Consider the following 22,047-nt stretch of genomic DNA (forward strand, 5'->3'; position numbering starts at 1 on the left):
TTTCATGAAAGATAGTGAAAATCTCGTGTTTTTTGGTTTTGAGGTGTTGTTTGTATTTTATAAAATGGCTTACATATATGAAGCGTTGATTAAGTATGGAATTGTTAATTAATTGAACCTATTTAGCTTTAAGAAGGCATAACAAGATGACCTTATTTTATGCTATAATATTTCTATTATGCGAAGATTAAGGTGAGTAGTAAATTGGATAAAAAAGTAAGTATTCAAACAAAGCAAGTGTTGAAACAGCACAACGAAAAAGAAAAATTTGAATTTACTACTGAAGGAACTTGGCAACAAAGGCAATCTAACTTTATTCGGTATGTAGAACAAATTGAGGATGCAACAGTTAATGTTACAATAAAAGTGGATGATGATAGCGTTAAGTTGATTCGTAAAGGCGACATTAATATGAATTTGCATTTTGTTGAAGGACAAACGACAACAACTTTTTACGATATATCGGCTGGACGAATTCCACTAGAAGTTAAAACATTACGCATTTTACATTTCGTAAGTGGAGACGGTGGCAAGCTAAAGATTCATTATGAATTATATCAAGATAATGAAAAAATGGGTTCTTATCAATATGAAATTAACTATAAGGAGATAGGCGAATGAATATTATTGATCAAGTGAAACAAACATTAGTAGAAGAAATTGCAGCAAGTATTAACAAAGCAGGATTAGCAGATGAGATTCCTGATATTAAAATTGAAGTTCCTAAAGATACAAAAAATGGAGATTATGCTACTAATATTGCGATGGTACTGACTAAGATTGCAAAGCGTAATCCTCGTGAAATTGCTCAAGCGATTGTTGATAACTTAGATACTGAAAAAGCACATGTAAAACAAATTGACATTGCTGGTCCAGGATTCATTAATTTTTACTTAGATAATCAGTATTTAACAGCAATTATTCCTGAAGCAATTGAAAAAGGTGATCAATTTGGACATGTAAATGAATCAAAAGGTCAAAATGTATTGCTTGAGTATGTTTCAGCTAACCCTACAGGAGATTTACATATTGGTCATGCTAGAAATGCAGCAGTTGGTGATGCTTTAGCTAATATTTTAACTGCAGCTGGCTATAATGTAACACGTGAATATTATATTAATGATGCTGGTAATCAAATTACTAACTTAGCGCGTTCGATTGAAACACGTTTCTTTGAAGCTTTAGGTGACAATAGTTATTCAATGCCAGAAGATGGCTATAATGGAAAAGATATTATTGAAATAGGTAAAGATTTAGCAGAGAAACACCCTGAAATTAAAGATTATTCTGAAGAAGCACGTTTGAAAGAATTTAGAAAATTAGGCGTAGAATACGAAATGGCTAAATTGAAAAATGATTTAGCAGAGTTCAATACGCATTTTGATAATTGGTTTAGTGAAACATCTTTATATGAAAAAGGAGAAATTCTTGAAGTTTTAGCAAAAATGAAAGAATTAGGTTATACGTATGAAGCTGATGGCGCTACATGGTTACGTACAACTGATTTTAAAGACGACAAAGACAGAGTATTAATTAAAAATGACGGTACATATACGTATTTCTTACCAGATATTGCGTACCACTTCGATAAAGTAAAACGTGGTAATGACATTTTAATCGATTTATTTGGTGCTGATCATCATGGTTATATTAATCGTTTGAAAGCATCTCTTGAAACGTTTGGTGTAGATAGTAATCGTTTAGAAATTCAAATCATGCAAATGGTTCGTTTAATGGAAAATGGTAAAGAAGTGAAGATGAGTAAACGTACTGGTAATGCGATTACATTAAGAGAAATTATGGACGAAGTTGGCGTTGACGCTGCACGTTATTTCTTAACTATGCGTAGTCCTGATAGTCACTTTGATTTTGATATGGAATTAGCGAAAGAGCAATCTCAAGACAATCCAGTTTACTATGCTCAATATGCACATGCGCGTATTTGTTCAATTTTAAAACAAGCGAAAGAGCAAGGTATTGAAGTGACTGCTGCGAATGATTTTACAACGATTACTAATGAAAAAGCGATTGAATTGTTGAAAAAAGTAGCTGATTTCGAACCTACAATTGAAAGTGCTGCTGAGCATAGATCGGCACATAGAATTACTAATTATATTCAAGATTTAGCTTCTCATTTCCATAAATTCTATAATGCTGAAAAAGTGTTAACAGATGATATTGAAAAAACAAAAGCACATGTTGCTATGATTGAAGCGGTCAGAATTACATTGAAAAATGCATTGGCAATGGTCGGTGTAAGCGCACCTGAATCAATGTAAGAACATTTATATACACTCCAACGTAGAGTTTCTCGAAAGATACTTTGTGTTGGAGTGTTTTTTTTAGGTATGTGACATATTGGGGAATGCTTAGTATGTGAATAAGGTTAAGAGGAACACAGTTGGATGCTCTGCACAACTGCATAAGAGAGCCTGAGACATAAATCAATGTTCTATGCTCTACAAAGTTATAATGGCAGTAGTTGACTGAACGAAAATTCGCTTGTAACAAGCTTTTTTCAATTCTAGTCAACCTTGCCGGCGGGGCCCCAACAAAGAGAAATTGGATTCCCAATTTCTACAGACAATGCAAGTTGGGGTGGGACGACGAAATAAATTTTACGATAATATCATTTCTGTCCCACTCCCTCTAAAATGGAGGGTGTAAATGTTAGGAACTGATGAATTATATAAAGTTTTATATGAACATCTCGGACCACAATTTTGGTGGCCTGCTGATAATGACATTGAAATGATGTTAGGTGCAATTTTAGTTCAAAATACTAGATGGCGAAATGCAGAAATTGCATTGAATCAGATTAAAGAACATACGCATTTTAATCCAAATCATATATTAGAACTACCTATTGAAACGTTACAATCATTGATACATTCAAGTGGCTTTTATAAAAGTAAATCACTGACGATTAAAACATTATTAACATGGTTAGCACGACATCATTTCAATTATCAAGAGATTAATGAGCGATATAAAGGTGGATTAAGAAAAGAATTATTATCTTTGAAAGGTATTGGAAGTGAAACAGCAGATGTCTTACTTGTTTATATATTCGGACGTATTGAATTTATTCCAGATAGCTATACAAGAAAAATATATGATAAATTAGGATATGAAAACACTAAAAATTATGATCAATTAAAAAAAGTAGTCACATTACCAAATCATTTTACAAATCAAGATGCTAATGAATTTCATGCTCTGTTAGATGTATTTGGTAAACATTACTTTAGAGACAAAGATATAAAGAATTATGATTTTTTAGAACCTTACTTTAAAAAGTAAACGCTGTGAAGTTAGATAGATGAGTTTATATGAAATATAAAAAATAATTTACTATTTTCTTTTAGTATGTGGACTTATATAATAAATAGAAGCATATAAAGAAAAAAACAGTTGTTTGTTTGTGCAGCAACTGCATAAGAGCCCCTAATCGCTAAAGCTCAAGGGGAGTAAAGGAATACAGTTGTTTGTGCAGCAACTGCATAAAAGCCTCTAATCACTAAAGGTGAAGAGGAACGCAGTTGGATGCTAAGGCACAACTGCATAAAAGCCTCTAATCGCTAAAGATGAAGAGGAACGCAGTTGGATGCTACCGCACAACTGCATAAATCCCTCTAATCGCTAAAGCGAAAAGTGGGATTAAAAAGGAGATGTGATAGTGTGAAGAAATCGTTAATTGCTTTTATTTTGATTTTTATGCTTGTCCTGAGTGGCTGTGGTATGAAAGATAATGATAAACAAGGTAGCAATGATAATGGCTCGTCTAAATCGCCGTACCATAGAATTGTTTCGTTAATGCCTAGTAATACTGAAATTTTATATGAATTAGGATTAGGTAAATACATAGTTGGTGTTTCAACGGTTGATGATTATCCAAAAGATGTGAAAAAGGGTAAGAAACAATTTGATGCTTTGAATCTAAATAAAGAGGAACTTTTAAAGGCAAAGCCAGATCTAATTCTTGCGCATGAGTCGCAAAAGGCAACTGCTAATAAAGTATTGTCATCATTAGAGAAACAAGGCATCAAAGTAGTGTATGTTAAAGATGCACAATCAATTGATGAAACTTACAACACATTTAAGCAAATTGGGAAATTAACGCATCATGATAAGCAGGCTGAACAACTTGTTGAGGAAACTAAAGATAATATCGATAAAGTCATAGATTCAATTCCTGCTCATCATAAAAAATCAAAAGTATTTATTGAGGTTTCATCAAAGCCTGAAATATATACAGCAGGGAAGCATACATTTTTTAATGATATGTTAGAAAAATTAGAAGCCCAAAATGTGTATAGTGACATTAATGGTTGGAACCCTGTAACGAAGGAAAGTATTATTAAAAAGAACCCAGATATATTAATTTCGACGGAAGCTAAGACAAGATCAGATTATATGGATATCATCAAAAAAAGAGGTGGATTCAATAAAATTAATGCTGTCAAGAATACACGTATTGAAGTTGTAAATGGTGATGAAGTATCAAGACCAGGTCCACGTATTGATGAAGGATTAAAAGAATTAAGAGATGCAATTTATAGAAAATAAACCATTCTAATTATGCCCCTTATTGCTACATGTAAAAAATACATGTTTGAGATAAGGGGTTTTTAAAATATATTTAGTGAATGATAGCAACGCGAGTATGTGATTGCTATAATGAATGTAATTATCGATGAAAGAAAAGAGAATGCTATGACATTTAATAAAGTATTATTGAGCTGGATAGTCATATTGATTATAACAACTAGCATATATCTATTTTGGCAGTTGGGCGATATCAATGATGTATTTAACCAGTCTATTTTAATCAATGTTAGATTACCGAGATTATTAGAAGCATTGTTGACAGGTATGATATTAACTGTTGCAGGCCTTATATTTCAAACAGTTTTAAATAATGCATTGGCAGATAGCTTTACATTAGGATTGGCAAGCGGCGCTACATTTGGTTCAGGATTAGCATTATTTTTAGGTTTAACAACGTTATGGATTCCTGTATTTTCAATAACATTTAGTTTGATAACATTAATAACTGTATTAGTCATTACGTCGGTATTGAGCCAAGGCTATCCAGTTAGAATCTTAATATTAAGTGGTTTAATGATTGGTGCGTTATTCAATTCACTTCTATATTTTTTGATTTTATTAAAACCTCGCAAATTAAATACAATTGCCAATTATCTGTTTGGTGGTTTTGGTGATGCAGAATACTCAAATGTATCTATAATAGCAATCACATTTATCATTGCATTGTTTGGTATATTTATCATTCTTAATCAACTAAAGTTATTGCAATTAGGAGAACTAAAAAGTCAGTCACTAGGCTTAAATGTTCAATTGATTACATATATCGCGTTATGTATAGCTTCTATGATAACGGCGATAAATGTCGCATATGTTGGCATCATTGGATTCATTGGTATGGTGATACCGCAACTCATTAGAAAATGGCAGTGGAAACAATCATTAGGAAGACAATTGGCTTTAAATATTGTAACTGGAGGACAAATAATGGTTATGGCAGATTTTATTGGTAGCCATATATTGTCACCAGTACAAATACCGGCAAGTATTATCATTGCATTAATTGGTATACCAGTGTTATTTTACATGCTAATATCTCAGTCGAAACGGTTACACTAGCACACGACATTTGCTAAAATAAAAATAACTATAAACATAAAGAGGGCATAAGCGATGGATTTGAATCAAATTAAAGCAGTTGTATTTGATTTAGAAGGTACGTTGTTGGACAGAGTTAAATCTCGAGAGAAATTTATCGAAGAGCAATATGAACGATTTCATGACTACTTAATTCATGTTCAACTGGCAGATTTTAAAAAAGCATTTATTGAGCTAGATGACGATGAAGATAATGATAAACCTGATTTATATAAAGAAATCATTAAACGTTTCCATGTAGATAGGTTAACTTGGAAAGACTTATTTAATGATTTTGAAATGCATTTTTATCGTTATGTATTTCCTTATTACGATACTTTGTATACACTAGAAAAGCTATCGCAAAAAGGCTTTCAAATTGGTGTTATCGCAAATGGTAAATCTAAGATTAAACAATTTCGATTACATTCACTTGGTTTGATGCATGTTATTAATTATTTATCAACATCAGAAACAGTTGGTTTTCGTAAACCACATCCTAAAATTTTTGAAGATATGATTGATCAACTAGGGGTATTACCTGAGCAAATTATGTATGTTGGCGATGATGCGTTAAATGATGTAGCTCCAGCACGAGCTATGGGCATGGTTAGTGTATGGTATAAACAAGAAGATGCTGAAATTGAACCACTCGAAGAAGAAGTTGATTTTACAATTACAACAGTGGAAGAATTATTAACCATTTTACCAATAAAAAATGATAATAAAGGAGAAAATTATGGATCTATTTACTAGAAAAGATGGAACATCGATACATTACAGTACATTAGGTGAAGGCTATCCTATCGTATTGATTCATACTGTACTTGATAATTATTCTGTGTTTAATAAATTAGCAGCAGAATTAGCAAAATCATTTCAAGTTGTGTTAATTGATTTACGTGGACATGGCTATTCTGATAAACCTCGTCACATTGAAATAAAAGATTTTTCTGATGACATTGTTGAATTACTTAAATATTTATATATTGAAGAAGTTGCATTTGTATGCCATGAAATGGGTGGAATCATTGGTGCGGATATTTCAGTACGTTATCCTGAATTTACATCATCACTTACGTTGGTAAATCCAACATCTATTGAAGGTGAATTACCGGAAGAACGTTTATTTAGAAAATATGCCCATATTATTCGAAACTGGGATCCTGAAAAACAAGATAAATTTTTAAATAAGCGTAAGTATTATCGTCCGAGAAAAATGAATCGATTCCTCAAACATGTCGTAGATACAAATGAAATATCAACTAAAGAAGAAATTCAAGCAGTTAAAGAGGTATTCAAAAACGCTGATATTTCTCAAACTTATAGAAATGTCGTAGTACCGACAAAAATTATTGCAGGAGAATTCGGTGAAAGAACAACAAGATTAGAAGCTAAAGAAGTAGCTGATTTAATCCAAAATGCGGACTTTGAAGTATATCAAGAATCAAGTGCATTCCCATTTGTTGAAGAGCAAGAAAGATTCGTCGAAGATACAGCTGCATTTATCAACAAACATCACGATGAAAAGCATGTTTAATTTTTAGTGATAAGTGAAATATAAAAGTAGTAATTATTATTTGTAATATAATTGTAATATGACTGTTGTTTTAGAAATGATTGTTGTATAATGGTTGTGAGCACAAGACGATATAAATAAAAGGAGAGAGTGCTTATGAAAAAGCTACTAACGGCAAGTATAATTGCATGTTCTGTTGTAATGGGAGTAGGCTTAGTGAACACTAGTGCCGAAGCAGCAAGTGGCAACTCTATTGATACTGTTAAACAATTAATTAAGGGTGATCAGTCATTAGAAAATGTGAAAATTGGCGAATCTATTAAAGATGTTTTAACTAAGTACAAAAATCCGATGTATTCTTACAATGAAGATGGAACTGAACATTATTACGAATTCCATACTAAAAAAGGTATGTTATTAGTAACTACTGATGGTAAGAAAAACAATGGTAAAGTAACTCATATTTCAATGATGTATAATGATGCTAATGGTCCAACATATCAAGCTGTTAAAAATTATGTTGGCAAAGCAGTAACACATACGGAATATAGCAAAGTTGCTGGTAATTTTGGATATATTGAAAAAGGCAAAACGACTTATCAATTTGCCTCAGCACCAAAAGATAAAAACATAAAATTATATCGTATTGATTTGGAAAAATAATAATTAAATTAATCGTGCTTAACCGACAAGTTAAATCGCAATACTTGTCGGTTATTTTATTACATGGCATAATACAGTGAATATTAATTTTTATGATTTGCGAAGGGGAAATTAAACCAATACAATAAATAAAGATGTTTCATTTTAAAGGAGTACTACCAATGCGTATTAACGATAAAATTTTACTAGAAAATATAGAAGATTACTTTAATCATAAAGGTTTATCACCGCATTTGATTGATGATATTAAAGAGAAAGTAATTACTGATATAAAAAATTCTGAAAAGAAAGATCAAGATTATATTGAATATAAAAGAAAATCTCCAGCACAAATCATATTAATGATTCAAAGGAATTTGTTTGCTTTACAAATGAATCCAGTTATTTTCTTTATTATAAACTTCATTCTCATATCCTATTTATATGATAAACAGTATGTTCAGTTTCAAGCTATTACTGGAATGAGTCTATTTTATTGTTTAGTGATTTTTCCAATGACTATTGTTGTATACCTAAGGGTGTCTCAAAAGAATTACTTGCGTAGTAATAAAATAGAAATGATTATGGGTACAATTATCGCTATCATATCCTTGTTATTAATTATATTACAAGCATTTAATATTACTTGGGGCGTTATACCAATTACAAATTTTGGACATCAATTTTTCTTTTTCATTGGTATTATTTTAGTAATTGCCGGCATATTTTATAAGCGACTTGAGTTTTCGGGAATCGGGTTATTATTTTGTCAAAAAACCGTCGATGCAATGATTCATAATCCACAATCAGCCCAGATTTTTTCATTAATTATATGGATATTATTAGTAGTTCTAGTTATATATTTCACAATTAGATTATCTTCACGTACAAGATTATAAATATGATAAAACTATTCACTTGATTAATTGTATTAATTGAGATGAATAGTTTTTTTATTGTTGGAATAACTTTTGGTAATTTATAAATAATTTAAAAAAATTGTTTATAAAATGGAAGCGTATATAGAATGAAGGTTGGGTATATAGTTTATTGAGGGAGGTGTCACAATGAATAAAGTCACAATTAATCCTCAAATCCAATTAACTTATCAAATTGAAGGTAAAGGGGATCCTATAATATTACTTCATGGATTGGATGGTAATTTAGCTGGATTTGAAGATTTGCAACATCAACTAGCATCATCATATAAAGTACTTACTTACGATTTAAGAGGTCATGGCAAGTCTTCTAAAAGTGAATCATACGATTTAAACGATCACGTTGAGGATTTAAAAATTCTAATGGAGAAGTTAAATATTCATGAGGCACATATTCTAGGACATGATTTAGGTGGGGTAGTTGCTAAGTTATTTACAGATAAATATGCTTATCGTGTAAAATCATTAACTACCATTGCATCGAAGAAAGATGACTTAATACACAGCTTTACTCAATTGTTAATACAATATCAAGATGATATAGCGGGTTTTAATAAGTCTGAAGCGTATATTCTTTTATTTTCTAAATTGTTTAGAAATCAAGAGAAGACGATGAAATGGTATCAAAAACAAAGAATATATAGCATTAAGTCTGAGGATGATAGTGCGGTGGCAATTCGTTCATTAATTTTGCATAAAGATGAACCTATGTATTTAAAAAAACGTACATGTGTACCTACTTTGTTAATTAATGGGGAACATGATCCTTTGATTAAAGATAAGAATCATTTTAAATTGGAAGCGCATTTTTTAAATGTTACGAAAAAAATCTTCGAACATTCAGGACATGCACCGCATATTGAAGAACCAGAAGCATTTATGAATTATTATTTAAAATTTTTAAAAAGCGTATCATAATATGTGATATATAAACCTAGGGCATAAAGTCCTTAGGCAATGTGAAAAAGCTGATTACTATTCATTATTTGATAGAAATCAGCTTTTTTTGAAATGTATTTGATATATACTGCTCGTTATGCGGCTATCTTCCTTATATTAAGTGCCATTAGTGCAAAACCTCTTAACAATTAGGTAAAAAGAGCATAAAAAAAGGAAGTTTAATAGAATGTATCATCTATCAAACTTCACCAAATTGCGCTAAACAAAATTATAGTTCAATTTCGTTGTTTGCTTCAGTGATTCGTTTATTTACTCGACTCAATAATGATTCGATTTTTTTACGTTGTTGTGCATTAACAAGAATTAATACAGTTCTTTCATCATGCTCATTACGTTTTTTATCGAAGTAATCTTCTTGAGATAAAATTTTAACTGCTTTAACAACTTGTGGTTGTTTGTAGTTTAAATGATTAATAATATCTTTAAGATAGTATTCTTTCTCTTTGTTTTCGCTGATGTATGTCAATACAGCGAATTCTTCAAAGCTAATTGAAAATTCCTTTTTAATTAAACTTTTTAATTTGTCAGCATAAGTGACCATTGATAACAACTCAAAGCAATCATTGATTTTTGTAATTGCCATGTTTAAAACCTCCCTATTTGATGCATCTTGCTCGATACATTTGCCCGATAATATATTGATATCTAATCTTTATTTATTATAGATATGTTAGTCATAATTTTGCATTAAATAAGTTTTATTAAATATATTTAATGCTCTATTATTTAGTTAATTATAACTAATTAAAAATGAGAAGTAAACAAAAAAGTGTTTATAAAACAAATTATTCATTAGACACAGTGATTGTATTTCTGGGTTAGCATTTGGTTTAGTCAAAAATATCAGCATTTTTTATAATTTACCTTAATTTAATCGACAATACAAGGTAATTTATTTAATGAAACGATTTAGCGCAATTAAATGTTTCGATATTCAATGTGTGTCTAAAGAGATTCTTTGTTATAGCTTAACTCTTCCAAGTTAACTTCTTCTACTATTTATACCCATTTTTCAGAATTTTATCACTAAAAATGAAAAATTTTTATAATTTTTTTAATTTAGTAATTCTCAGTGCAGTTTTAATGATAAGAAAAACACATTAATTTAGTGATTAAAACCAATCTATAGCACGTTAAAGTGTCTATACGTTATTCCGATTGATAACGGGTAACAAATAATAGAAAGTACGATAATTGATCATGCATTAAAGCACTTTTATTTTTCAAACTCGACTCAATGAATTATAAAAAGTTGTGCATTTTGACTTATTTTTAATTAATTGAATAACCAACTATGAAATATTAGCACGAATAACATAATTTTTGCTATTAATTTGGTGTAAATTATTAAAAAATAACATTAATTTAGGTCTTAAGAATGAGTTGACTATCGAATTTGCTAAATTAAAATTTGTTGTGTCAAAGCATACTACCCAAATCAACGCTTTTCTAAAGATTTTTAGACCACAAAAAAATAGCTTATCACTTTTAAAAATAATTACAAGTTAAAATGATAAGCTAAAAGTTAATTTAAAATAATCTTAAAAGTATAATGCCTGTCAAAATACATAATAGACCAATAGTTTTTCTGGATGTCATTGCTATTTTAGGTGAACCAAATAATCCAAAGTGATCTATCAATATGCCCATTAGAATCTGGCCAAACATCCCAATAAGTGTTGTTAATGCTGCACCCATATGAGGCATTAAGATAATGTTAGCTGTTACAAAAGCCATGCCAAGTATACCGCCAGTAAAATAGATAGGCTTTAATTTACCGAATTTTAAATGACTTGTTTTTAGTTTTAAAGAACGATTAAAAATAGCGGTTAAAATCAATAGCGCTATTGACCCAATTGTAAATGATACTAATGATGCAAAGGCTGGTGAATGAGTATGACTAGCTAAAGCACTATTAATTGTCGTTTGAATAGGTGGAAAGAAACCAAAAATAAATCCTAATAGAAGCCAAAACAGTAAATACTTTTGATCAGTTAGTAATAAATTATTCTTGTTAAATTGATTCATTATGACGATGCCGACAATGAGTAACAATACTCCAATTGCTTTAATTAAATTAAAATCATGAATTGTAGCGCCAAATAATCCAAATGTATCAATAATGACACCCATAATAATTTGACCCGCAACTGTTGCAATTACAGTTAATGTTGCACCTAATTTTGGCAATAACAATAAATTGCCAGTTAAAAAGCTAACCCCAAGCAAACCACCGACTACCCATGTGTAGTTAAATGATTGATTATTGTAAAAGTGAATAGTAAATACTTCTGGATTGATAATGATATTTAAAATAATTAAACAAATTGTTCCAACTGAAAATGAAATGAATGAAGTATAGAAAGGCGATTTAGTATACAGTGATAGTCTTGAATTGACAGATGTTTGGATAGGAATAAGCATTCCAACTAGGACACCAATGATATAGAAAAGAAGCATATGAATAAAGTCTCACTTTCCAAAGTTAATAATAAAATCATATATTTACATTATCATTATAGAGAAAATATACAACTCATTTACAATAATGTTGAAAAAAACAGGACATTATTACAACAAAATCACCCTAGACAATCATGATGAAAGTCTAGGGTGTTAGTATTTATACTAAATTAATTGCGCTTTCTTTATATCTATTTCTTATCTTCAAATAAAACAGTTGTTGTTTTATCAATAATTTGAGCAGAATGTACTTTGGTGATAGTACCACTATTTGACTTTATAATATTTAAATCTACTAATGCATTCATACTATCACGTGCAACTTGCTCGGTCACTACGTTGTTTAATTGTGGTAATTGCAGTTTTACAGGCTTGTCTAGTGAAGATTTAAAACTTAATTCAAGTGTTTTAGTCATGAATATGTCCTCCTGATTAAATTGATAAAGATTTGATGAGTTCGATATTGCTATATGTTTCTCCAGTAAGTCGCTCAATAAGTTTGCTGAATGTTTTAATTTGGTCGTTTGATGCATCAGGGTTAATGTTAGCGAATCGACGCTTAAATTCTGTTTGTTTGCCGTTAGCGTCTACTTTAGTAAATGATAATACAATAGTGATGTGGTTTATTTTACTCATATTTTAAAACCTCCTTTCACACTATATATCGAAACAAAATAATAAAATGGCTAATTTTATTTTCTATGTTTAAAATCTATAAAAAAGGCAATAGATATATGTAACTAAAATATAATATAGCTATGATTAAGACACTTAAAGCAAGGGGAGGTTGAGTAATGAATAAAGTAGAAGCGATTAAATTTAATGATGATATTGTTAAAATGTATGAAGCGCTCAAGATAAAATCTGAACGTGACTATTTATTCTTTAAGTTAGCTATACATAGTGGATTGAAAGTATCAGAATTATTAACAATTACAGTCTCTCAAGTTAAGAGACTAATTGAAAAGTGTACGTTATCAGAAATGTGTAAAGCACATTTTCATTCGTTGATTAAAATTAGGTTACCAGAAACATTATCGAAAGAACTACTTCAATATATAGAGGACAGGAGTCTTTCGAATGAAGACGTTCTTTTTCAATCACTACGAACAAATCAAGTATTATCTAGACAGCAAGCATATCGAATAATTCACCAAGCATCAATTGAAGCTGGTATAGATAATGTAGGACTAACGACATTGCGTAAGACATTTGCATATCATGCTTATCAAAAAGGTATACTTATACCAGTCATTCAAAAGTATTTAGGGCATCAATCTGCTATTGAAACACTAAATTTTATCGGTTTAGAAAATGAGTGTGAACATAGTATTTATATTTCATTACAATTATAGAAACAAAGGAGGCTAATAATGAGTTTGGTTTATTTATTAATTGCTATACTTGTGATTATGGCGATGATACTTCTAATGTCTAAACGTAGAGCATTGGCTAAATATGCCGGGTACATAGCGTTGGTTGCACCTGTAATTTCATCTATCTATTTTTTGATTCAAATACCATCAGTAGCTAAACTGCAATATCTTTCTACCTCTATTCCATGGATTAAGACATTAGATATTAATTTAGATTTACGTTTAGATGGTTTAAGTTTAATGTTTTCTCTTATTATTTCACTTATTGGAATTGCAGTATTCTTCTATGCAACTCAATATTTATCCTCTCGAAAAGACAATTTACCAAGGTTTTATTTTTATTTAACGTTATTTATGTTCAGTATGATTGGTATTGTATTATCAGACAATACGATATTGATGTACATTTTTTGGGAATTAACGAGTGTATCATCATTTTTATTGATTTCATATTGGTATAACAATGGTGACAGTCAATTTGGTGCGATTCAATCATTTATGATTACAGTATTTGGTGGATTGGCGTTATTAGTTGGTTTTATTATGCTGTATATCATGACAGGAACGAATAACATCACAGAGATATTAGGACAAGCAGATCATATTAAGAATCATGGATTGTTTATCCCTATGATTTTTATGTTTTTATTAGGTGCATTTACAAAATCAGCACAATTTCCATTTCATATTTGGCTACCTAGAGCAATGGCTGCACCTACACCTGTAAGTGCTTATTTACATTCAGCCACGATGGTAAAAGCTGGTATCTTTTTATTACTTCGATTTACACCATTATTAGGTCTTAGCAATATGTACGTATATATCGTTACGTTTGTTGGTTTAATAACAATGTTATTTGGTTCAATTACAGCTTTAAAACAATGGGATTTAAAAGGTATCCTAGCGTACTCTACAATCAGTCAACTTGGGATGATTATGGCTATGGTGGGTATAGGTGGCGGATATGCTCAACACCAACAAGACGCAATAGCATCTATTTATGTATTTGTATTATTTGGTGCGCTATTTCATCTAATGAATCATGCCATCTTTAAATGTGCGCTTTTCATGGGAGTAGGTATTTTAGATCATGAAGCAGGTTCAAGGGATATACGAATTTTAAGTGGAATGCGTCAACTATTTCCTAAAATGAATCTAGTCATGACGATAGCGGCTCTATCTATGGCTGGAGTACCATTTTTAAATGGATTTTTAAGTAAAGAAATGTTTTTAGATGCATTAACACAAACTGGACAATTATCCCAATTTAGTTTGATTTCAATGATAGCTATCGTGTTTGTTGGTGTTATTGCGAGTGTTTTTACATTCACATATGCACTATACATGGTAAAAGAAGTATTTTGGACAAAATATGATTCTAAGGTTTTTACTAAAAAAAATATCCACGAACCATGGTTGTTTAGTTTACCATCTCTTATATTAATGGTGCTAGTACCTGTAATCTTTTTTGTACCAAATATATTTGGGAAGGGGATTATCGTTCTAGCATTAAGAGCTGTATCAGGTGGTAATCATCAAATTGATCAATTGGCACCACATGTTTCGCAATGGCATGGATTTAACATACCGCTTCTTTTAACCATCATCATTATTTTATTGGGTAGTGTACTAGCAATCAAAGTAGATTGGAAAAAAGTGTTCACAGGTAAAATTAGACAGATTTCAGTTTCAAAAAGCTATGAGATGGTATATCGACATTTTGAAAAGTTTGCTACGAAGCGATTTAAACGTGTTATGCAAGATCGTTTAAACCAATACATTATTATGACCTTAGGCATATTTATGATTATCATTGGATATGGTTATATTCGAATTGGACTTCCTAAAGTACATCAGTTACATGTTTCTGAATTTGGGGCATTAGAAATTATATTAGCAATCGTAACTGTCACAATTGGTATTTCTTTAATTTTTATACGTCAACGACTGACAATGGTCATTTTAAATGGAGTCATCGGATTTGTTGTGACCTTATTCTTTATAGCAATGAAAGCCCCTGATCTAGCATTGACTCAGCTAGTAGTTGAAACAATAACGACGATACTATTTATTGTCAGTTTTTCAAGATTACCAAACGTGCCAAGATCTAACGCTAACAAAAAAAGAGAAATAATTAAAATTTCTGTATCACTCTTGATGGCACTTATTGTTGTATCATTAATTTTTATTACACAACAAACAGATGGTTTATCATCAATATCAGACTTTTATTTAAAAGCTGACAAACTAACAGGTGGTAAAAATATTGTAAATGCGATACTTGGTGACTTTAGAGCATTAGATACATTATTTGAAGGATTAGTGTTAATTATTACTGGGCTAGGTATTTACACATTATTAAATTATCAAGATCGGAGGGGACAAGATGAAAGAGAATGATGTCGTGTTAAGAACGGTCACGAAACTTGTTGTATTTATTTTATTGACTTTCGGATTCTATGTCTTCTTCGCAGGTCATAATAATCCTGGTGGTGGGTTTATTGGTGGTTTAATATTTAGTTCAGCGTTTATTTTAATGTTTCTGGCTTTTAATGTTGAAGAGGTTTTAGAAAGTTTACCGATTGATTTTAGAATTTTAATGATTATTGGAGCATTGGTATCATCTATTACTGCGATAATACCTATGTTTTTTGGAAAACCATTTTTGTCTCAATATGAAACAACTTGGATACTTCCAATTTTAGGACAAATTCATGTAAGTACAATAACACTTTTTGAATTAGGTATTTTATTCTCAGTTGTTGGTGTTATTGTCACAGTGATGTTGTCGCTTAGCGGAGGTCGATCATGAATTTAATATTATTACTAGTTATAGGATTTTTAGTGTTTATAGGAACATATATGATTTTATCAATCAATTTAATTCGTATTGTAATCGGAATTTCAATATATACTCATGCTGGTAATCTCATTATTATGAGTATGGGAACGTATGGTTCTAGTAGATCAGAACCACTAATAACTGGTGGAAACCAATTGTTTGTTGATCCCTTGTTACAAGCTATTGTACTAACTGCAATAGTTATAGGGTTTGGGATGACTGCGTTTTTACTTGTACTTGTTTATAGAACTTATAAAGTAACAAAAGAAGATGAAATTGAAGGCCTAAGGGGGGAAGATGATGCTAAGTAACTTATTGATTTTACCAATGTTATTACCATTCCTTTGTGCCTTAATCCTTGTATTTTTAAAAAATAATGATCGTATTTCTAAATATTTATACTTAGGTACAATGACTATCACCACAATTATTTCATTAATGCTATTAATTTATGTTCAGCGTCACCGTCCAATTACGCTAGACTTTGGAGGATGGTCAGCGCCCTTTGGTATACAGTTTTTAGGAGATTCTTTAAGTTTAATTATGGTTACAACCGCTTCGTTTGTGATTACTTTAATTATGGCATACGGATTTGGGCGTGGCGAACATAAAGCAAATCGTTATCACTTGCCATCGTTCATATTATTTTTAAGTGTTGGCGTGATAGGCTCTTTTCTAACATCAGATTTATTTAATTTATACGTCATGTTTGAAATTATGTTACTAGCGTCATTTGTACTCATTACACTTGGACAATCTGTAGAACAATTACGTGCTGCAATTATTTATGTTGTCTTGAATATTATTGGTTCATGGCTATTCTTATTAGGTATAGGTTTACTTTATAAAACAGTAGGTACATTAAACTTTTCACATATTGCAATGCGTTTGAATGACATGGGAGATAATCGCACTGTTACAATGATTTCATTAATCTTCTTAGTCGCATTTAGTGCGAAAGCAGCGCTGGTCCTTTTTATGTGGCTACCCAAAGCCTACGCTGTGTTAAATACTGAGCTTGCAGCATTATTTGCAGCGTTAATGACCAAAGTAGGGGCCTATGCATTAATTCGATTCTTCACTTTACTATTTGATCAACATAATGATCTCATACATCCATTGCTAGCAACTATGGCTGCTATAACTATGGTCATCGGCGCTATAGGTGTCATTGCTTATAAAGATATTAAAAAGATTGCAGCTTACCAAGTCATAATCTCAATAGGATTTATCATTTTAGGTTTAGGAACAAACACGTTTGCAGGTATTAATGGTGCAATATTTTATTTGGTAAATGACATTGTTGTAAAAACATTGCTATTTTTTATTATTGGTAGTTTAGTTTACATTACAGGCTATCGACAATATCAATATTTGAATGGCTTAGCTAAAAAAGAACCTTTATTTGGAGTTGCGTTTATTATAATGATTTTTGCTATTGGCGGCGTGCCTCCATTTAGTGGCTTTCCGGGGAAAGTACTTATTTTCCAAGGTGCATTGCAAAATGGCAATTATATTGGACTAGCGTTAATGATTATTACTAGTCTAATTGCAATGTACAGTTTATTTAGGATACTTTTTTATATGTATTTTGGAGATAAAGATGGGGAGGAAGTTAATTTTAAGAAAATCCCGCTATATCGAAAAAGAATTTTAAGTATTTTAGTAGTTGTGGTTATCGCAATCGGAATTGCTGCACCTGTTGTGTTAAATGTTACAAGTGATGCAACTGAGTTGAACACGAGTGATCAATTATATCAAAAACTTGTAAATCCGCATTTGAAAGGAGAGGACTAAATGAATCAAATAGTTTTAAATATTATCATTGCATTCTTATGGGTATTATTTCAAGATGAAGATCATTTTAAATTCTCGACTTTCTTTTCTGGATATCTAATTGGTTTAATTGTCATTTATATATTACACAGGTTTTTCAGCGATGATTTTTATGTTAGAAAAATATGGGTAGCTATTAAATTTTTAGGTGTTTATTTATATCAATTAATAACATCTAGCATTAGCACGATTAATTATATTCTTTTTAAAACAAAAGATATGAACCCTGGATTACTTTCATATGAAACAAGACTAACAAGTGATTGGTCAATAACATTTTTAACAATTTTAATTATTATAACTCCAGGGTCTACAGTAATACGAATTTCTCAAGACTCTAAAAAGTTTTTTATTCATAGTATCGACGTGTCAGAAAAAGAAAAAGATAGTTTGTTAAGAAGTATTAAGCATTATGAAGACTTAATATTGGAGGTGTCGCGATGATACAAACAATAACACATATTATGATTATTAGTTCACTCATTATTTTTGGAATTGCATTAATCATCTGTTTATTTAGATTAATCAAGGGACCTACAACAGCAGATCGTGTCGTTACATTTGATACAACAAGTGCTGTCGTAATGTCAATTGTGGGTGTGTTAAGTGTACTTATGGGCACCGTTTCTTTCTTAGATTCAATCATGCTCATTGCCATTATATCTTTTGTAAGTTCTGTTTCAATATCACGCTTTATTGGTGGGGGGCATGTGTTTAATGGAAATAACAAAAGAAATCTTTAGTCTTATTGCTGCTGTGATGTTGTTGTTAGGTAGTTTTATTGCTCTTATTAGTGCAATAGGTATCGTGAAATTCCAAGATGTTTTCTTAAGAAGTCACGCTGCGACAAAAAGTTCAACTTTATCCGTGTTATTAACTTTAATCGGTGTATTAATTTATTTTATTGTGAATACAGGATTTTTCAGTGTGCGTTTATTACTGTCACTTGTTTTTATTAATTTAACTTCACCAGTCGGCATGCACTTAGTCGCTCGCGCTGCTTATCGCAACGGCGCTTATATGTATCGAAAAAATGATGCTCACACACATGCATCAATATTATTAAGTTCAAATGAACAAAACTCTACAGAAGCATTACAATTACGTGCTGAAAAACGAGAAGAGCATCGTAAGAAATGGTATCAAAACGATTGAAGTGTTGGCTAAATTGTTAAGCATAACAATGCTTTTGAAAATCTGTTTTCAAAATTAATCATTAAAAGAGTACTTTGAAATTGGTTAGTCGATTTTAAGGTGCTCATTTTTTGTATTATAAGTTAATGTTGTTATGTGAAAGCAAGTTGTTTATTTATACAAACAATTAGTGATAAAATAAAATTAAATAATTGCAAATTTAAGTACTGCAATCGTAGACATATATCTATATTAAAGTGCTTTTGTGGTCGCTAACTCAATTTATCCTCTAAAGTATAATTACAACGAGATGTGATACTTAATTTTCAATTAAACAATACTTTTTAGAGAGGTGAAAGTTTGGAAATATTTGAAACAATTCTTATATTTATAGCTGTTGTGATACTAAGTTCGTTTGTCCATACTTTCATACCTAAAGTACCCCTAGCATTTATACAAATTTTCTTGGGCATGTTACTATTTATTACCCCAATCCCTGTTCAATTTAATTTTGATTCTGAATTGTTTATGGTAACAATGATTGCGCCTTTGTTATTTGTAGAAGGTGTTAATGTTTCTAGAGTCCATTTAAGGAAATATATTAAGCCAGTGATGATGATGGCATTAGGATTAGTCATTACTACTGTGATAGGTGTAGGTTTATTTATTCATTGGATTTGGCCAGATTTACCTATTGGAGCAGCATTTGCAATTGCTGCCATTCTTTGTCCTACTGATGCAGTAGCAGTGCAAGCAATCACTAAAGGAAAGGTCTTGCCAAAAGGAGCAATGACAATTCTTGAAGGTGAGTCATTATTGAATGATGCTGCTGGTATTATTTCATTTAAAATAGCTGTTGGAGTATTAGTTACAGGTGCTTTTTCACTTGTTGATGCTGTTCAGTTGTTTTTAATTGCATCAATTGGTGGCGCAGTGGTTGGTTTACTTATAGGTATGGCATTAGTAAGGTTCCGATTAACATTGATGCGTCGAGGATATGAAAACATTAATATGTTTACAATTATTCAATTGTTAACACCATTTGTTACGTATTTAATTGCTGAATTGTTTCACGCATCAGGAATCATTGCAGCAGTAGTTGCAGGACTTGTACATGGTTTCGAACGTGACAGAATTATGCAAGTACGTACACAACTGCAAATGAGTTACAATCATACATGGAATATACTAGGTTATGTTTTAAATGGCTTTGTTTTTTCAATATTAGGATTTTTAGTACCTGAAGTTATTATTAAAATTATCAAAACAGAACCGCACAATTTAATCTTTTTAATAGGCATCACTATTGTTGTTGCTTTAGCTGTCTATCTATTTAGATTTGTTTGGGTTTATGTCTTATATCCTTATTTTTATTTAGCCATCAGTCCATTCCAAAAAATGATGACTAAAAATGATGATGATAATCCAACGACTGAGAAACCACCAAAGCGAAGTTTATACGCTTTAATTATGACGTTATGTGGTGTGCATGGAACAATTTCTTTAGCAATCGCATTAACGTTACCGTATTTTTTAGCAGGGCATCATGCTTTTACGTATAGAAACGACTTATTATTTATTGCATCTGGTATGGTTATTATTAGTTTGGTAGTTGCGCAAGTATTATTGCCATTATTAACGAAACCTGCACCTAAAACAGTAATTGGCAATATGTCGTTTAAAGTTGCTAGAATTTATATATTAGAACAAGTTATTGATTATCTAAATCAAAAATCTACTTTCGAAACAAGTTTTAAATATGGTAACGTGATTAAAGAATATCATGATAAATTAGCATTTTTAAAAACTGTAGAGAAAGATGATGAAAACTCTAAAGAATTAGAACGTCTACAAAAAATTGCTTTTAATGTAGAAACAAAAACATTAGAGTCTTTAGTAGATGAAGGACAAATAACGAATAGTGTACTTGAAAACTATATGCGTTATGCTGAAAGAACACAGGTATATAGACAAGCATCATTAATAAGAAGAATGATTGTATTATTACGAGGTGCTTTATTAAAACGAAGAGTACAAACGAGAGTGAACTCCGCATCTTCACTTAGTGTTACGGATAACTTAATGGAATTAAATAAAATTAATAAATTAGTCCATTATAATGTGGTTAGTCGTTTGTCTAAGGAAACAACAAAAGATAATACACTTGAAGTTGGAATGGTTTGTGACGGTTATTTAATGCGAATTGAAAACTTAACACCATCAAATTTCTTCAACTCAGCAAGTGAAGATACGATTACTAAAATTAAATTAAATGCATTGAGAGAACAACGTCGCATTTTACGTGAGTTGATTGATACAGATGAAGTATCAGAAGGTACAGCGTTAAAACTAAGAGAAGCCATCAATTATGATGAAATGGTTATTGTAGATAGTATGACGTAGTTCCTAATTATGCTAAAAGGGATTGATGAAAAACTGAAGGGCTTTTCATCAATCCCTTTTATTTTAGGGGAATTGAATAGATAGTTTTAAACTATACGAATTATTAATATTTGAGATTTAATTGAAATAAGTTTTAAAAATTGGAGGAGATAGATTAAGCGAAGTCATTTAAAGGTGAAGTTAAGTGTATTCACAAAAAATAGCCACACTCATATGACATCGGATGAGTGTGGCTTAAGGATCTATGGG

General features: G+C 30.8%; 23 protein-coding genes and 1 pseudogene. 20 read left to right on the plus strand and 4 right to left on the minus strand.

Annotation, left to right across the window (positions count from 1 at the left end; genetic code table 11):
* Positions 1 to 4: 4 nt before the first annotated feature.
* The 11 genes and pseudogenes from AA076_RS14490 (at position 5) to AA076_RS03025 (ending at position 9,702) form a co-directional block, all read left to right on the plus strand.
* Complete coding sequence (locus AA076_RS14490; protein ID WP_000655099.1) at positions 5 to 112, plus strand: hypothetical protein; 108 nt, start codon at positions 5 to 7, stop codon at positions 110 to 112.
* A gap of 92 nt (positions 113 to 204) precedes the next feature.
* A complete protein-coding gene (locus tag AA076_RS02980) occupies positions 205 to 621 on the plus strand; it encodes a YwiB family protein (protein ID WP_000359086.1) in 417 nt (138 codons plus the stop codon).
* The gene (gene argS / locus AA076_RS02985; RefSeq protein WP_001021145.1) at positions 618 to 2,279 is read left to right on the plus strand and encodes an arginine--tRNA ligase; all 1,662 of its coding nucleotides are present in this window, start codon (positions 618 to 620) and stop codon (positions 2,277 to 2,279) included. Before AA076_RS02980 ends, argS begins: the two co-directional genes overlap by 4 nt.
* A gap of 388 nt (positions 2,280 to 2,667) precedes the next feature.
* Entirely contained in the window at positions 2,668 to 3,303 is a 636-nt protein-coding gene (locus tag AA076_RS02990; protein WP_000901764.1) for an endonuclease III domain-containing protein, read from the plus strand.
* 486 nt (positions 3,304 to 3,789) lie between these two features.
* Positions 3,790 to 4,569: pseudogene (locus AA076_RS02995) on the plus strand (ABC transporter substrate-binding protein); the annotation flags it as partial.
* Positions 4,570 to 4,716: 147 nt separating this feature from the next.
* Complete coding sequence (locus AA076_RS03000) at positions 4,717 to 5,667, plus strand: FecCD family ABC transporter permease (RefSeq protein WP_001790232.1); 951 nt, start codon at positions 4,717 to 4,719, stop codon at positions 5,665 to 5,667.
* A 54-nt stretch (positions 5,668 to 5,721) separates the two neighbouring features.
* Complete coding sequence (locus AA076_RS03005; protein ID WP_000365354.1) at positions 5,722 to 6,441, plus strand: HAD family hydrolase; 720 nt, start codon at positions 5,722 to 5,724, stop codon at positions 6,439 to 6,441.
* Positions 6,425 to 7,225, plus strand: a complete 801-nt coding sequence (locus AA076_RS03010; protein WP_000362967.1) for an alpha/beta fold hydrolase — start codon at positions 6,425 to 6,427, stop codon at positions 7,223 to 7,225. The genes AA076_RS03005 and AA076_RS03010 overlap by 17 nt, the downstream gene beginning before the upstream one ends.
* Before the next feature lie 135 nt (positions 7,226 to 7,360).
* Entirely contained in the window at positions 7,361 to 7,867 is a 507-nt protein-coding gene (locus AA076_RS03015; RefSeq protein ID WP_000735558.1) for an SA0570 family protein, read from the plus strand.
* A 161-nt stretch (positions 7,868 to 8,028) separates the two neighbouring features.
* Positions 8,029 to 8,745, plus strand: coding sequence for a hypothetical protein (locus tag AA076_RS03020; protein ID WP_001222133.1), 717 nt, complete (start codon positions 8,029 to 8,031; stop codon positions 8,743 to 8,745).
* A gap of 168 nt (positions 8,746 to 8,913) precedes the next feature.
* Complete coding sequence (locus AA076_RS03025; protein ID WP_001045421.1) at positions 8,914 to 9,702, plus strand: alpha/beta fold hydrolase; 789 nt, start codon at positions 8,914 to 8,916, stop codon at positions 9,700 to 9,702.
* Positions 9,703 to 9,952: 250 nt separating this feature from the next.
* Here the strand turns inward: AA076_RS03025 and sarA are convergent, their stop codons facing one another.
* From sarA to sroA, 4 genes are all read right to left on the minus strand, one after another.
* Positions 9,953 to 10,327: a global transcriptional regulator SarA gene (sarA, locus tag AA076_RS03030; protein WP_001018677.1), complete on the minus strand. Its 375-nt coding sequence runs from the start codon at positions 10,325 to 10,327 to the stop codon at positions 9,953 to 9,955.
* 947 nt (positions 10,328 to 11,274) lie between these two features.
* Positions 11,275 to 12,204 (minus strand): DMT family transporter, encoded by a 930-nt coding sequence (locus tag AA076_RS03035; RefSeq protein WP_001553862.1) that lies wholly within the window; start codon positions 12,202 to 12,204, stop codon positions 11,275 to 11,277.
* Between the two features lie 194 nt (positions 12,205 to 12,398).
* Positions 12,399 to 12,623, minus strand: a complete 225-nt coding sequence (locus AA076_RS03040) for a DUF2922 domain-containing protein (RefSeq protein WP_000169042.1) — start codon at positions 12,621 to 12,623, stop codon at positions 12,399 to 12,401.
* 16 nt (positions 12,624 to 12,639) lie between these two features.
* Positions 12,640 to 12,843 (minus strand): sigS mRNA-stabilizing protein SroA, encoded by a 204-nt coding sequence (gene sroA / locus AA076_RS03045; protein ID WP_000036088.1) that lies wholly within the window; start codon positions 12,841 to 12,843, stop codon positions 12,640 to 12,642.
* A 158-nt stretch (positions 12,844 to 13,001) separates the two neighbouring features.
* On the opposite strand from sroA, the gene AA076_RS03050 reads away from it, so the two are divergent.
* From AA076_RS03050 to AA076_RS03090, 9 genes are all read left to right on the plus strand, one after another.
* A complete protein-coding gene (locus AA076_RS03050; RefSeq protein WP_001044914.1) occupies positions 13,002 to 13,562 on the plus strand; it encodes a tyrosine-type recombinase/integrase in 561 nt (186 codons plus the stop codon).
* An 18-nt stretch (positions 13,563 to 13,580) separates the two neighbouring features.
* A complete protein-coding gene (gene mnhA2 / locus AA076_RS03055) occupies positions 13,581 to 15,983 on the plus strand; it encodes a Na+/H+ antiporter Mnh2 subunit A (RefSeq protein ID WP_000060776.1) in 2,403 nt (800 codons plus the stop codon).
* Entirely contained in the window at positions 15,970 to 16,395 is a 426-nt protein-coding gene (gene mnhB2 / locus AA076_RS03060) for a Na+/H+ antiporter Mnh2 subunit B (protein ID WP_000661906.1), read from the plus strand. The genes mnhA2 and mnhB2 overlap by 14 nt, the downstream gene beginning before the upstream one ends.
* A complete protein-coding gene (mnhC2, locus tag AA076_RS03065; RefSeq protein ID WP_001048985.1) occupies positions 16,392 to 16,736 on the plus strand; it encodes a Na+/H+ antiporter Mnh2 subunit C in 345 nt (114 codons plus the stop codon). The genes mnhB2 and mnhC2 overlap by 4 nt, the downstream gene beginning before the upstream one ends.
* Positions 16,726 to 18,222 (plus strand): Na+/H+ antiporter Mnh2 subunit D, encoded by a 1,497-nt coding sequence (mnhD2, locus tag AA076_RS03070; RefSeq protein ID WP_000950548.1) that lies wholly within the window; start codon positions 16,726 to 16,728, stop codon positions 18,220 to 18,222. Before mnhC2 ends, mnhD2 begins: the two co-directional genes overlap by 11 nt.
* Positions 18,223 to 18,705: a Na+/H+ antiporter Mnh2 subunit E gene (mnhE2, locus tag AA076_RS03075; RefSeq protein ID WP_001071973.1), complete on the plus strand. Its 483-nt coding sequence runs from the start codon at positions 18,223 to 18,225 to the stop codon at positions 18,703 to 18,705.
* On the plus strand, positions 18,702 to 19,004 hold the full coding sequence (gene mnhF2, locus AA076_RS03080; RefSeq protein WP_000616642.1) for a Na+/H+ antiporter Mnh2 subunit F: 303 nt from the start codon (positions 18,702 to 18,704) through the stop codon (positions 19,002 to 19,004). Before mnhE2 ends, mnhF2 begins: the two co-directional genes overlap by 4 nt.
* Positions 18,979 to 19,416 (plus strand): Na+/H+ antiporter Mnh2 subunit G, encoded by a 438-nt coding sequence (gene mnhG2 / locus AA076_RS03085; RefSeq protein ID WP_000406611.1) that lies wholly within the window; start codon positions 18,979 to 18,981, stop codon positions 19,414 to 19,416. Before mnhF2 ends, mnhG2 begins: the two co-directional genes overlap by 26 nt.
* Positions 19,417 to 19,755: 339 nt before the next feature.
* Positions 19,756 to 21,798 carry a cation:proton antiporter gene (locus AA076_RS03090; protein WP_000402172.1) on the plus strand — a complete coding sequence of 681 codons (2,043 nt, stop codon included), beginning with the start codon at positions 19,756 to 19,758 and terminating at the stop codon, positions 21,796 to 21,798.
* The last annotated feature ends 249 nt before the right edge of the window (positions 21,799 to 22,047 follow it).

It is taken from the genome of Staphylococcus aureus (assembly GCF_001027105.1).
Classification (GTDB): domain Bacteria; phylum Bacillota; class Bacilli; order Staphylococcales; family Staphylococcaceae; genus Staphylococcus; species Staphylococcus aureus.